Annotated in this window: 14 protein-coding genes; 8 read left to right on the top strand and 6 right to left on the bottom strand. The window is 70.8% G+C overall.

Annotated features, from left to right (window positions below; genetic code table 11):
* Positions 1–36 precede the first annotated feature (36 nt).
* Both BJP60_RS02605 and BJP60_RS02600 read left to right on the top strand, forming a co-directional pair.
* Entirely contained in the window at positions 37–837 is an 801-nt protein-coding gene (locus tag BJP60_RS02605) for a nuclease-related domain-containing protein (RefSeq protein WP_203137365.1), read from the top strand.
* A 101-nt stretch (positions 838–938) separates the two neighbouring features.
* A complete protein-coding gene (locus tag BJP60_RS02600; RefSeq protein ID WP_203137363.1) occupies positions 939–1,691 on the top strand; it encodes an alpha/beta fold hydrolase in 753 nt (250 codons plus the stop codon).
* Here BJP60_RS02600 and BJP60_RS02595 read toward each other — a convergent pair whose 3' ends face one another.
* Positions 1,692–2,123 carry a pyrimidine dimer DNA glycosylase/endonuclease V gene (locus BJP60_RS02595; RefSeq protein ID WP_203137362.1) on the bottom strand — a complete coding sequence of 144 codons (432 nt, stop codon included), beginning with the start codon at positions 2,121–2,123 and terminating at the stop codon, positions 1,692–1,694. It abuts the gene before it with no gap.
* Positions 2,124–2,210: 87 nt separating this feature from the next.
* Here BJP60_RS02595 and BJP60_RS02590 point away from each other — a divergent pair, with 87 nt between their 5' ends.
* Both BJP60_RS02590 and BJP60_RS02585 read left to right on the top strand, forming a co-directional pair.
* Positions 2,211–2,741, top strand: coding sequence for a hypothetical protein (locus tag BJP60_RS02590; RefSeq protein ID WP_203137360.1), 531 nt, complete (start codon positions 2,211–2,213; stop codon positions 2,739–2,741).
* The gene (locus BJP60_RS02585; RefSeq protein ID WP_203137358.1) at positions 2,735–3,631 is read left to right on the top strand and encodes a hypothetical protein; all 897 of its coding nucleotides are present in this window, start codon (positions 2,735–2,737) and stop codon (positions 3,629–3,631) included. Before BJP60_RS02590 ends, BJP60_RS02585 begins: the two co-directional genes overlap by 7 nt.
* 18 nt (positions 3,632–3,649) lie before the next feature.
* Here the strand turns inward: BJP60_RS02585 and BJP60_RS02580 are convergent, their stop codons facing one another.
* On the bottom strand, positions 3,650–4,618 hold the full coding sequence (locus tag BJP60_RS02580) for an SDR family oxidoreductase (RefSeq protein ID WP_203137356.1): 969 nt from the start codon (positions 4,616–4,618) through the stop codon (positions 3,650–3,652).
* A gap of 5 nt (positions 4,619–4,623) precedes the next feature.
* The gene (locus BJP60_RS02575; RefSeq protein ID WP_203137354.1) at positions 4,624–4,965 is read right to left on the bottom strand and encodes a GNAT family N-acetyltransferase; all 342 of its coding nucleotides are present in this window, start codon (positions 4,963–4,965) and stop codon (positions 4,624–4,626) included.
* Between the two features lie 103 nt (positions 4,966–5,068).
* Between BJP60_RS02575 and BJP60_RS02570 the strand changes: the two genes are divergently transcribed.
* Entirely contained in the window at positions 5,069–5,566 is a 498-nt protein-coding gene (locus BJP60_RS02570; protein ID WP_203137352.1) for a hypothetical protein, read from the top strand.
* 7 nt (positions 5,567–5,573) lie between these two features.
* Here BJP60_RS02570 and BJP60_RS02565 read toward each other — a convergent pair whose 3' ends face one another.
* A complete protein-coding gene (locus tag BJP60_RS02565; protein WP_203137350.1) occupies positions 5,574–7,754 on the bottom strand; it encodes an MMPL family transporter in 2,181 nt (726 codons plus the stop codon).
* A gap of 97 nt (positions 7,755–7,851) precedes the next feature.
* Here BJP60_RS02565 and BJP60_RS02560 point away from each other — a divergent pair, with 97 nt between their 5' ends.
* From BJP60_RS02560 to BJP60_RS02550, 3 genes are all read left to right on the top strand, one after another.
* Positions 7,852–8,364 (top strand): MarR family winged helix-turn-helix transcriptional regulator, encoded by a 513-nt coding sequence (locus BJP60_RS02560; RefSeq protein WP_203137348.1) that lies wholly within the window; start codon positions 7,852–7,854, stop codon positions 8,362–8,364.
* Between the two features lie 374 nt (positions 8,365–8,738).
* Positions 8,739–9,488: a winged helix-turn-helix domain-containing protein gene (locus BJP60_RS02555; RefSeq protein WP_203137346.1), complete on the top strand. Its 750-nt coding sequence runs from the start codon at positions 8,739–8,741 to the stop codon at positions 9,486–9,488.
* 76 nt (positions 9,489–9,564) lie between these two features.
* Entirely contained in the window at positions 9,565–10,545 is a 981-nt protein-coding gene (locus tag BJP60_RS02550) for a DNA-3-methyladenine glycosylase family protein (RefSeq protein ID WP_238439529.1), read from the top strand.
* A gap of 53 nt (positions 10,546–10,598) precedes the next feature.
* Here BJP60_RS02550 and BJP60_RS02545 read toward each other — a convergent pair whose 3' ends face one another.
* Entirely contained in the window at positions 10,599–11,567 is a 969-nt protein-coding gene (locus tag BJP60_RS02545; protein WP_203137344.1) for an NAD(P)-dependent alcohol dehydrogenase, read from the bottom strand.
* Entirely contained in the window at positions 11,564–12,073 is a 510-nt protein-coding gene (locus BJP60_RS02540; RefSeq protein WP_238439528.1) for a nitroreductase family deazaflavin-dependent oxidoreductase, read from the bottom strand. The genes BJP60_RS02545 and BJP60_RS02540 overlap by 4 nt, the downstream gene beginning before the upstream one ends.
* Positions 12,074–12,140 lie beyond the last annotated feature (67 nt).

The following is a 12,140-nucleotide window of genomic DNA, read 5'->3' as shown; positions in this document are numbered from 1 at the left end:
GCGAACGGAGGGGTGGCGGTGGAGGAGGAGATTCGTATGGAGGCTGCAGCGTCACCATCAGCACCCGCCTCGATCGAACGAGCGCCGGGCTCCGCAGTCATCGCCGAATTGCTGAGGGTGCAGGAGCTCGCCGCTCCTCGAACCGGGCTGGGACGCATCCTCGGCGTCAGTCCCTTGAATGACGAATCGCGCCCCTGGTACCTCGGCGCTCTCGGCGAGCGAGAAGTGGCTAGACGCCTCGAAGAGCTTGGACCGGAGTGGTTGGTCCTCCACGCGGTGCCGGTCGGCGAGCGTGGCAGCGATATCGATCACTTGGTGGTGAGCGCCGCGGGCGTCTTCACCATCAACAGTAAGTTCCACGAGGACGCCCGAGTCTGGGTCGGCAGTCGGCGATTGCTGGTCAACGGCCAGAAGCAGGATCACCTGCGAAACTCGCGGTTCGAGGCGAGGCGGGTCGCCCGCATCCTCGCGGATCTTGGCAGTGTCCCGGTCTCGTCTGTCCTGGCGATCGTCGGTGCGCGGGAGATCACGATTCGTGAGCAGCCAGCCGACGTCGCGGTGATCAAGGCCACGAGACTCACGAAGTGGCTGCGCCGCCGACCTCCTGTCCTGGACGCGCTCACTCTCGAATCCGTGCGGGCAGCCGTCACCGATCCCGCTCGGTGGGGAACGCCGCCGCCCTTCGATCCGACGGCTTCCGAGCGATTCGCTGCGCTGCAACGGGAGGTGAAGGGCGCGAAACTCGTGAGGATGGCGTGGGGCACGGCATTGCTCGTGGGGCTCGTCGGTTTCGGTGTTGCTCAGGGGATCCCGTTGTTCGCGTCCTACTTCGGTTAGGCATCTTCGTACTGAAAGCATGCCCGCCGCGGCTCGCACCAAGAAGCCGAGCTTCGAGATCGCTCACGAGCGCGGTTCGACCTGCCCGATAGCGTCGATCCATGCCTTCCGACGTGACCCACCATCCGGCGACCTCGTTCTCCTACCAGGACGCGACGCTGATCTGGGAGGCCCGCGGAACCGGTGACACGACGTTCGTGCTCGTGCACGGCATCGGCATGGGGCGCACCGTCTTCACCGGCCTGGCCGAGCTGCTCGCCGAGCACGGCCGCGTCATCGCGATGGATCTGCCGGGCTACGGCGAGGCGCCCGAACCGGGTCGCACTCCCACGGTCGAGCGGCTCGCGGACATCGTGGCCGCCTTTCTGCGCGCGGAGGGCATCCCGAATCCGGTGCTGATCGGACACTCCATGGGAACGCAGGTGATCGTCGAGGTCGCGGCGCGGCATCCGGACATCTCGACCCGCCTGGTGCTGCTCGGTCCCACGGTGGAGATCGGGCAGCGGCGCTTCGGGACACAGCTGCGCAAGCTCGCGCGCGACCTGATCGATGAGAGCCCGAAGGTCCTGCTCACCGGCGCACGCGAGTACCTGCGGGCCGGGCCTCACCTGCGCCGAAAGCTGCGCGCGATGCTCGTCCACAGGCCTGAACTCGCCTACCCGCACGTGCCAGGCGACGTCCTCGTGCTGCGCGGGGAAGCCGACACCGTGGCGCCCCGCGAGTGGTGCGAGTACGTCGTGTCCGCCCTTCCCAGCGCTCGGCTGGAGGAGGTGCCGGGCAGCGGTCACGAGACCATGATCAAGAACCCGGATCCGGCCGCCGAGCTGATCCTGAAGTGGCTTGCGAACGACTGACTACGGGCGCTCCCAGGGCTCGACATCGCCCGGGACGACGACGAACATCGGGTGCAGCAGGGGCGTGCCGCCCACGACCTGCTCGTGGACCGCGGGCGAGCGCTCGGAGAGCTTGCGGAGCAGGTGTTCCCACTCGTAGGCGACCTGCCCCTCCGTCACCGGGATGAGCGTGGTGCCGGGAGCCGGAAGCTCGGCGATGCGTGCGAGGTCGAAGCGGTAGCCGCGGCGCGCGGCATCCTCGGCGATGGCGGACAGATACGACGCGATCGCTCCCGACGGCTGCTCGTGCGCGCGGAACCGCTCGAGCTGAGGGTGCTTCGTGTACCCGCGCGTGCGCCCCAGCAGCACCGCTTGGGCGAGCAGCGCCTCGCGCCACGCCGCGGTCAGCCCCTGCCGATCGAGCAGCGCAGGATGCAAAGACCACAGCCTCATCCGGACCCCCGTTTCCCCACCAGGTTACGTGCGCGCGCCTGGGGATAACTCCTTCGCGGCGACCACCTCCGGCTCTACCTTGGGGGCATGCGGTCTCGTCGTTCGCCGGTTGCGTTCATCGCGCTGCTCGCCCTCGGGCTGAGCGGATGTGCGGCGACGCCTGCCCCGGAGCCTTCACCCAGTGCGACGGGCTTCGCGAGCGAGGAGGAGGCGTTTGCGGCGGCGGAGGAGACATATCGGGCGTACGTCGCGGAGATCAATGCTTACAACGCTGGCGATGACGATGCAGACCCGCTGAGATACCTGCAAGGTGAGTTGCGCGACACGGACGAGCAGATTTACGAGCAGACGAGGGCTGCTGGAGTAACAACAGAGGGCGACTTGAAGATCACGGATCTTCGACGGGACTCCGTCGAGTTAGTCGCGGGGGCGGCAAGTGTTCAACTTGACGTGTGCATGGATGCCTCGGAATGGCGATTTATCAACGCTGACGGCGAGGATGTGACGCCCACCGACGCGCCGAAGAAGTACTTCCTTGACGTCGAACTTGCGACGGTCGATCGCTCACGGCTGGTCATCATCGGCAATGTCCCCGACTTCGAGTCAGACCGATGCTGACCCACCTCGTACTTGCCGTTGGGCTTGCATTGTCGCCGCACACTACAACGACGACGTCGATCGTCGCCGTTGCCGCGAACTGCACGATCACTCAAATCGCGGCGAACCAGTGCCCGCCCGCGCTTCATGTCGACAACCAGGGCGGGAGTATCGACGTCGGCACGACGATCGACTTCGGTTCGGCCGGCGGGGCTCCGGAAAACAGCGGCGGTGGCCCTGGCCCCATCGGCCACTACCCGTCCCCGCCCGATCCCGGCACGCCTCCCCCGCCCCCGGACGAATCCGACGGTCCCATCGTCTGCCTCGACGACACCAACACCGTCATCGGCCCGGAGTGCACGATCGGCATCCCCGAGCCCACGGAAGAAGAGCCCGAACCGGATGAGCCCGCGGCGCCGCCGGCGGTCGTCACGCTCACCGACCTCGCGTCCTTCGTCCCGGCTCCCCCGGCTGTCACGACCGAGCCCGACGGGATCGGCGCGAAGAACATGCCGCTGAACACCATCGCCACCTCAAGCGCACAGACGATCGGCGGCGAACTGTTCGGGTTCCCGGTCTCGGTGACGTTCACCCCGGCAGGGTTCCGCCAGGACTGGGGCGACGGCACCGTCACCGAATCGCGCACGGGCGGCGCGGCCTGGGAAGCGCTCGGTCAACCCGAGTTCAGCCCCACCGACACCAGTCACGCGTATGCCGAGAAGGGCACCTACACGCTCACCGTCACCGCGCTCTACACGGCCGCCGTCGACTTCGGCGAGTGGGGAACGCGCACCGTCGACGGCGTGATCTCCGCACCCTCCGCCGCTCGCGACATCCGGATCGTCGAGGTGCACACCGCACTCGTGCAGCAGGACTGCATCGACAACCCCGACGGCGCCGGCTGTTCCTGACGCCGGGCGCGAGGAGCCTCAGCCGTGCGCGGCGATCAGCCGGTCGAACGCGGCGTCGAGCTCCGGATCGACCGTCTGCCGCGACGGGTCGGCGCGGTACCAGTCGGCGATCTCGCGCGCCCCGTCCGAGAACGGCGTCGTGGCAACCCAGTCGGGCACGAGCTGCTTGATCCGCGTGTTGTCGAACAGCACGGAGTGCGCCTTGTCGCCCACGAGGCCGGGGCCCATCGACGGGATCTCCCGCGCGATCGCCTCGGAGGTGACATGCACGATCTCCGGCTCCACGCCGAGCGCCCGTCCCAGCAGCCGCGCGATCTCGTCCCATGTCAGGCTCTCGTCGCTCGTGATGTGCACGGCCTGTCCGATCGCGTGCGGGTTGCCGAACAGCCCCACGAATGCGCGCGCGAAGTCGCGGGAGTGCGTCAACGTCCACCAGCTCGTGCCGTCGCCGTGCACGACGATCGGGCGTCCCTCGATCATCCGCTGCAGCGTCGTCCACGCCCCCTCGAGCGGGATCAGCGACGGCCCGTAGGTGTGGCTCGGCCGGACGATCGTCATCGGGAAGCCGCTGTCGCGGTAGGCCGCGACCAGCAGGTCCTCGCTCGCGATCTTGTCGCGCGAGTACTGCCAGAACGGGTTGCGCAGCGGCGTCGACTCGACGATCGGCAGCTGCGCGATGGGCTTCTGGTAGGCCGACGCGCTCGAGATATAGAGGTACTGCGCGGTGCGCCCGCCGAAGATCCGGATGTCGTCGGTCACCTGCTGCGGCGAGAAGCTGCGGAAGTTCGCCACGACGTCGAAGGTCTCGTCGCCGATCGCGCTCGCGATGGAGTCCGCATCACCGGCGTCGCCGACGAGTCCGCGGACACCGTCGGGCAGGTCGCTGTTGCCGCGGTTCAGCAGCGTCACGTCATGCCCGCGCTCCACCGCCAGCGTCGTGACGTAGGAGCTGATGTTGCCGGTGCCGCCGATGATCAGGATGCGCATGCGCGTCAGGCTATCGGGGGCACGCGCTCGCCACGAGGAGTGCGGCGGTCAGCGGACGCCCGCGCCCTCCAGCACCCCGGCACGCTCGGGTGGTGCTCGAACCAGTCGGCGACGTACCAGCAGACGGGCAGCACGGTGCGGTCGCCGGCGGCCTCAATCTCGGCGACCGCGCGCTCGGTCACGATGGCGGCGTAGCCGTGGCCACGGTGCGCCGGGTTCGTGAACGCGCGGGTGAGCGCCACCGTCCGGCCGTTGTCGCGGTAGTCGAGAACGCTCACCAGATCGTCACCGCGGCGCAGCTCGTAGCGCGACGCGGTCTTGTCGTGGGTGAAGGTCAACTCAGTCACGCACCGAGGTTACGTCCGTCCACAACCCTCGGGATCGATCGCCGCTGGCGATTCGCTGTGCACAACCGCAACGCGCGCCGAGCGCGACTCTAGCGTCGGCGACATGCCGATGCGCACCGTCACCTCGATCCTGGTCCTCGTCGCCGCGCTGAGTCTGGCGGCGTGCGCACCGGCCCGCTCGGAGGCCGAGCAGACGTACCGCGACTGGATGCGCGCCGTCGACGACTTCCGCCGGCAGACTCCCACGGAGGACACCGTCCCGACGATCCGCCGCCTGAGCAGCGCGGACATGATGCACGCGCTCCAGTGGAACCTCTCCGGCTACGTCGGCACCGGCCACCGCCAGACCGGCTACCGCCACGTCGTCGTCTTCCGCTTCGTGGACCCGCCGCCGACGCCCGGCACCGCCCGCTCCGGCGCCCGCATCACGGCGGACGTGTGCGTCGACGCCTCGCTGACCGGGGAGGTCGACGCGGAGGGGGAACCCGTCGCGCTGACCAGGCCGCCGCGCCACGAGCGGCTCGTCACGTTCACGACCGACGCGGACGGCCGGCCCCGAGTCCACGAGGACGTCGAATCGCAGTCGGATGTCTGCGGCTGAGTCCCTCTCACCGCTCCGCGCGGGAGAGCTTCGACGGCCACCAGATCGCGCGGCCGACGTCGGTCGCGAGCGCGGGCACGAGCAGCGAGCGCACGATGAACGTGTCCAGCAGCACGCCGAACGCCACGATGAACGCGATCTGCACCAGGAACAGCACCGGGATGACCGACAGCGCCGTGAACGTCGCGGCGAGCACCAGGCCTGCCGACGTGATGATGCCGCCGGTCACGCGCAGCCCGCGCAGGATGCCCTCCCGCGTGCCGTGCGCGAGCGACTCCTCGCGCACCCGCGACATCAGGAAGATGTTGTAGTCGATGCCCAGGGCGACGAGGAACACGAAGCCGTACAGCGGCACGGCGGGGTCCGCCCCCGGAAACCCGAGCACGTTGTTGAACACGAGCGCTGCCACGCCCATCGCCGTCCCGAACGACAGCACGGTCGTCAGCGTCAGCAGGATCGGCGCGAGCACCGACCTCAGCAGGAGCATCAGGATCACGAGGATCACGCCGAGCACGATCGGCACGATCACGTTCCGATCCCGGATCGACGCCTCGTTCGTGTCCAGGTCGGTCGCGGTCGAGCCGCCGACGAGCACGCCGGGCACCTCCTCGGCCAAGGAGGTCCGCAGCTCGCGCACGGTCTCCTCGGCCTCGAGCGAGTCGGCCGCATCCGACAGGGTGGCCTGCAGCAGCACGTCGCCGTCCGACACCACCGGGTCGGGCGCGGGCGTCCCGGGAGGGCCGAACGCCCCGATCCCGTCCTCGGTGACCGGCGCGGTCAGGCCGCTGCGGTCGACGATCACCGCGACCTCCGCGACGCCGTCCTGCGCGAGCAGCACATCCGCGGCATCCTGCAGCCGGTCCTCGGGCGCGACGACCGAGGCGGGGCTGCCCGACCCGGCCGGGAAGTGCTCGCCGAGCACCTCCTGCCCGTCCCTCGCCTCGGACGATCCGAGCACGAGCTCGGACTGCGGGACGCCCGAGGCCTGCAGCTGCGTGACGCCGACGCAGCCGAGCGCGAGCACGGCGGCGGTGGCGATCCAGATCGTCCGCGGCCGACGGGACACGAGGCGCGCGAGCTTCGCCCACACGCCGCCGCCCTCGCCCGCATCCGGAGCCTCGGGGTCGAATCGCGGTCGCCGCGGCCAGAAGGCAGCCCGCCCGAGGGCGTACAGGATCGCCGGCAGCAGCGTCAGCGCCGACAGGATCGAGAACACGATGCCGATCGCCGCGACCGGGCCGAGCGAGCTGTTCGAGCGCAGGTCGCTCAGCAGCAGACAGAGCAGACCGGCGATCACCGTGCCTCCCGAGGCGACGATGGGCTCAACGGATCCCCGCAGCGCGCGCATCGTCGCGGTCCACCGGTGAGGCGTCCGCACGAGCTCGTCGCGATACCGCGCCACGTAGAGCAGCGCGTAGTCGGTCGCGGCGCCGATCACGAGGATGAACAGGATGCCCTGCGTCTGGCCGCTGAGCAGCAGGATGTCCGCCTTCGCGAGCCACCACACGGTCAGCAGCGCGACGCACAGGGCGAACAGGCTCGTCGCGAGCACCGCGATCGGCAGCAGCAGCGAGCGGTAGACGAGCACCAGGATCACGAGCACCGCCGCGAGTGCGACGGCCAGCAGCAGCCCGTCGATGCCGGCGAAGGCGCCGACGAGGTCGCTCGTGAATCCCGCCGGACCGGTGATGTGCACGTCGACGCCGCTCGGCAGGTCCTGCGCGACGATCGCACGGAGCTCGTCTGTCGCCTCCCCGAGATCCGCGTCGCTGTCGAGCGGGATGAACGCCTGCACCGCCCGGCCGTCCTCGGACGGGATGGCCGGCGACGCCTCCCCGACCACGACGTCCTGCTCCGCCGCCTCCGCGAGGCGATCCGCGATCGTGTCCAGCTCGTCCTGCGTCAGCTCGTCGCCCGAGGAGAAGACCACGACGGCGGGAATGGCGTCGCCCTCCGTGAACCCCGGAAGCCGCTCCTGCACCTCCGTCGCCTCGGCCGTGGCCGGAAGGTAGGCGGTCCGGTCGTTGGAGGACACCTCGTCGACCCGGCCGAAGTAGGGCCCGCCCACCGCGGCGGCGGCGAACCACACGAGGATCAGGACCGCCGGCAGCAGGATGCGCAACCAGACGGGAACGCGCGGACCCCGCAGATCGTGGCGCGTGAGGTTCGAGGCAGGGCGACGGCTCATATCGCTAGCTTAGCTAGATACATCCCAGACGAGTTACTGCCCGCCGGAGTATCATGCCGGTGTGAGCCCGGAGGAGACGAAACACGACGATCCGTCGATGTTCGATCCGCGTGTCCTCGACCCGGGTCAGGAGATCGTCTCGCTCGCGGGGATACCGCCCCACGAGATCGACCAGATCGTCGAGCTGCTGCGGGCGATGCGCGCCTGGCGAGAGGCGGACGAGCGGATGAGCGAGGCCTCGCGCCGCTACATGAAGCTCGGCGACACCGACATGCGCGCCCTGCGGTTCATCATCGCGGGGCAGCAGAACGGCATGCGCGTCACGCCCGGCGCCATCGCGGCGCACCTCGGCATCTCGACCGCGTCGACGACCAAGCTGCTCGACAGGCTCGCCGCCGCCGGTCACGTGCGGCGCCTGCCGCACCCCTCCGACCGCCGCAGCGTGATCGTCGAGGTCGAGGACCAGACGCGGCGCGCCGCGCGCGACAGCATCGGCCGCACGCATGGCCGACGGTTCGACCTCGCGGCGCAGCTCACGCCCGAGCAGCGTGACGTGATCATCCGCTTCCTGCACGACATCGCCGCCACGGCCGACGACCTCGCAACCTGACGCCCTTCGTGCACAATGGCGCGCCGTGCCGGCCGCCGCGCGTCACATTGCGTCATGACCCGCGGGGATGGCTGAAACGGTTTGACATGCCGCGACACGCCCGGTCACAATTGCCGCATGTCTGACAACGCCACGCTTCTGTCCGCCCAGGAGGCGAACGGGACTACCGGGATGATGATGCCCGGTCGCGTTGCCATGTGCTGTCGAATGTGTCGCTGAACGAATCCCAGCGCCCTTCCGGCTCGCCCGCTCCCCGCGGGCTCGCAGCCGAGGATCCTGGATCCTCACCCGCTGACCCTCGCCATCTGAGCGCGAACGGTCACCCCGACGCACACTCGCACCCCGCCGGTGCACCTCCGCAAGGACACATCATCATGACGAACGCCCCCGCCCTCCTCGACCGCACGGCCCCCTCGCCCCGCACGGCCGCCGCGAGCCCCGCGCCCGTCCGCCACCTGCACCCGCTGCCGCAGGTCGCCGAGCAGCGCACCGAGACCGTCGCGGCTTCCGCCGCCCCCAAGCCGCAGGCCGCCCCGCGCGGCTTCGCCCTGTACGTGGGCCTCGACGAGCTGAAGGCAGCGGCCGACGGCGTCAGCCTGCCGATCCTCGTCGACGCGCTGCGTCGCACGCTCGCCGAGCTCGCGCCGAGCGCCGAGACGTACGCCGCCGTCGCGCTCGCGCCGCAGCAGACCGGCGGCCGCGACGTCGACGTCGTGCGCCTCGCCCTGCACGAGCCCGGCGCGGTCGCCCGCACCAAGAACCAGTCGGAGGAGCAGGCCGAGGCCGCGCGCGGCGTCGTGGTCGACATCTCCCGCAAGCGCGTGATCATCGACGGCGAGTCGGCGAACCTCACCTTCAAGGAGTTCGAACTGCTGCAGTACCTCGTGCTGCGTGAGGGCCGCACGATCGAGCGCGGCGAGCTGGTGTCGTCGCTGTGGGACGCGGGTGACGCGGACGCCCCCGGCGAGCGGACGATCGACGTCCACGTCCGCCGCCTGCGCTCGAAGCTCGGCGCGTTCCAGGACATCGTGCGCACCGTGCGCGGCGTCGGCTACCGCTTCGACCGCCACGCGGATGTCGCGGTGCGCTACGGCGCCGGCGCCCCGTCGCCCGACCGGTTCTGACACCCGCCCCACCCGGGGGATCGCCCCGCCGCAGATGACCCGCCGGATTGTCAGATGCGGCGCGTAGCGTGAACCCGTGATCCCGTCCGCCGCCCTCGAATCGCGCATCGCCGTTCGTGCACGCGATCCGCGGCCGGACCCGGGCCCGCGCCTCGAGAGCGTGTACCGCCCGGCGCGACCGCTCGACCTGTACGCGACCGTCGCGGTGTTCCAGCGCGGTCCCGGTGACCCCGCGCAGGCCTGGAGCGCCGGCGTCATCTGGCGGGCGATCCGCACGCCGCAGGGCGTCGCGAGCATCGCGCTCAGGCAGATGCGCGACGGATCCGTCCGGGCCGCATCCTGGGGTCCGGGACGCGAGTGGGCGATCGCGCAGGTGCCCGCGCTGTGCGGCGCGCTCGACGACGACGACGGCTTCGACCCGTCGCTGCATCCGCTGATCGCCGACGCCCACCACCGCCACCCCGGCCTGCGGCTCGGCCGAGGCGACATGCTCTTCGACGCGCTCGTGCAGTCGGTCACCGAGCAGAAGGTCACGGCGATCCAGGCATTCTCGGCCTGGCGACGCCTTGTGACCTGGTTCGGCGAGCGCGTTCCGGGGCCGACTCCGAAGCCGATGTTCGCGCCGCCGACGATCGACGGCTGGCGCCGCATCCCTTCCTGGGTTTGGCATCGAGCGGGGCTCGAGCCGCCGCAGAGCCGCGCCATCGTGCTCGCCGCCCGGCGCGGCGACGCGCTCGTGCGCGCGATCGCGGCGTGCGCACCCGACGCGCGGGATGCGATCCTGACCTCGCTGCCGGGCATCGGACCCTGGACCGCCGCCGAGACCCGGATCCGCGCGCTGGGCGATCCCGACGCCGTCAGCGTCGGCGACTTCCACCTCGCGCACCAGGTCGGCTACGCCCTGACCGGCACCCGCGTGGAGGACGACGGCATGCTCGAGCTGCTCGCCCCGTGGGCCGGGCAGCGGCAGCGCGTGATCCGCTACATCCTGGCGTCGGGGGTGCGCGAGCCGCGCCGCGCCCCGCGCCTGCATCCCGAGGACCACCGGGCGCGCTAGGGCACGGGCGCGCTAGGACACCGGCGGCAGGTCACCGGCGGCAGTGTGCCGCCTCAGGGCACGACGACGACCTTGCCGCGCGCGCGGCCGGATGCGAGGTGCTCGAACGCCGTGACCGCGTCGTCGAGCGCCCACGTGCTGTCGATCAGCGGCCGCACCTCGCCCGCCGCCAGCAGCGCCACGAACTCGTCGAGGTAGGCGCGGCGGTTCGGCTTCCACAGGATCGTGCCCATCCGCGTGCCGGTCAGCCTGCCCACGAGCGGGCCGGCCAGCACGTACCGCGCGAACGAGCCGAGGCGCCGTGCGATCAGCGAGTACCGCCCGCCGCGCTTGAGGCAGCGCCGCATCGCGAGGATGCCTCGGGTGTCGGCGATGTCGAGCACGACGTCGTACCGCTTCCCGGACCGCGTGACGTCCTCGGTGACGTAGTCGATCACCTCGTGCGCGCCGGCCGCGCGCATCAGGTCGGCCTTGTCGGCCGAGTCCACACCCGTCACGTGCGCGCCGCGCGAAACGGCGAGCTGGATGGCGAACGGCCCCACGCATCCGCCTGCGCCGTTGATCAGCACGCGCGTGCCGGCGCGAAAGGGTGCCGCGGCGCGCAGCCCCTGCAACGCGAGGAGCCCGGAGTGCGGCACAGTGGCGGCGTCGACGAACGAGACGCCGTCGGGGATGCGCGAGGACGCGTCGGCCGGCACGCGGACGTAGTCGGCGAGCGCCGCATGGCCGTGCGAGAACAGGTCGGCCCACACCCTGTCGCCTCGCTCGAGGTCGCGCACCCCGGACCCGACCTCCTCGACCTCCCCCGCCACGTCGAGGCCCATGTGGGGCGAGCGCGGCCGACGCACCCCCTCGACACGGGCGATGCGCGGCAGACCGCGCAGCTGGTCGAGATCGGCGGTGTTGAGCGAGCTCGCCCGCACCCGCACGAGCACTTCGCCGGGCCCGGGCCGGGGCGTCGCGACCTCGCCGACGCGCAGCACCTCGGGGCCGCCGTAGGCGTCGCGCAGCACTGCCCTCATCGCGCCACCCGCTCGGCGTCGGCGGCAACCGCCGCCCGCCGCAGCTGCAGCAGCTGGTCGACCCCGAACAGCCGCGCCACCAGCCGATCGAAGCGCGGCAGTCGATGCCCCACTTCGGCGCGGGACACGACGCGCGGGTCGGTCACGGCGTGCACGCCTCCGTCGATCTCCACCTCGGCCTCACCCGCCGCGAGCACGTTCTTCAGCCAGTCGGGCGTCGTGCCGTAGGGCAGCATGACGATCCAGCCGTCGTCGGTCGCGGTCAGGGCGATGGGCGTGCGGTACGTGCGGCCGGAGCGGCGTCCGCGGTTGCGGATGACGTGCGTCCCCGAGCCGGGAGCGCCCGCCGTGCGCAGCGCCGCCTTGTTGAAGTGGTCGCGGCCGAGGTGCCGCACGAAGCGCAGCCCCGGCTCCCACTTGGCGCGCATCGACAGGATCAGCGCGACCAGCAGCAGCACGGCGAGCGCGATCACCGCGCCCGCCGTGGCGAGGATCCAGATCCACATGATGTCTCCCTTACATTGTAAGCCTTACTTCGTAAGGTAGCCGTACACCGTAAGGGGCACAAGATCT

The organism is Microbacterium sp. JZ31, assembly GCF_016805985.1.
GTDB lineage: Bacteria > Actinomycetota > Actinomycetes > Actinomycetales > Microbacteriaceae > Microbacterium.
This window is presented reverse-complemented; position numbering and strand designations above follow the sequence as displayed.

Coding starts and splice junctions, on each gene's coding strand:
- BJP60_RS02605 (WP_203137365.1), top strand. CDS start 37: ATGGAGGCTGCAGCGTCACCATCAGCACCCGCCTCGATCGAACGAGCG.
- BJP60_RS02600 (WP_203137363.1), top strand. CDS start 939: ATGCCTTCCGACGTGACCCACCATCCGGCGACCTCGTTCTCCTACCAG.
- BJP60_RS02570 (WP_203137352.1), top strand. CDS start 5,069: ATGCCGATGCGCACCGTCACCTCGATCCTGGTCCTCGTCGCCGCGCTG.
- BJP60_RS02560 (WP_203137348.1), top strand. CDS start 7,852: ATGTTCGATCCGCGTGTCCTCGACCCGGGTCAGGAGATCGTCTCGCTC.
- BJP60_RS02590 (WP_203137360.1), top strand. CDS start 2,211: ATGCGGTCTCGTCGTTCGCCGGTTGCGTTCATCGCGCTGCTCGCCCTC.
- BJP60_RS02565 (WP_203137350.1), bottom strand. CDS start 7,754: ATGAGCCGTCGCCCTGCCTCGAACCTCACGCGCCACGATCTGCGGGGT.
- BJP60_RS02555 (WP_203137346.1), top strand. CDS start 8,739: ATGACGAACGCCCCCGCCCTCCTCGACCGCACGGCCCCCTCGCCCCGC.
- BJP60_RS02580 (WP_203137356.1), bottom strand. CDS start 4,618: ATGCGCATCCTGATCATCGGCGGCACCGGCAACATCAGCTCCTACGTC.
- BJP60_RS02540 (WP_238439528.1), bottom strand. CDS start 12,073: ATGTGGATCTGGATCCTCGCCACGGCGGGCGCGGTGATCGCGCTCGCC.
- BJP60_RS02545 (WP_203137344.1), bottom strand. CDS start 11,567: ATGAGGGCAGTGCTGCGCGACGCCTACGGCGGCCCCGAGGTGCTGCGC.
- BJP60_RS02595 (WP_203137362.1), bottom strand. CDS start 2,123: ATGAGGCTGTGGTCTTTGCATCCTGCGCTGCTCGATCGGCAGGGGCTG.
- BJP60_RS02585 (WP_203137358.1), top strand. CDS start 2,735: ATGCTGACCCACCTCGTACTTGCCGTTGGGCTTGCATTGTCGCCGCAC.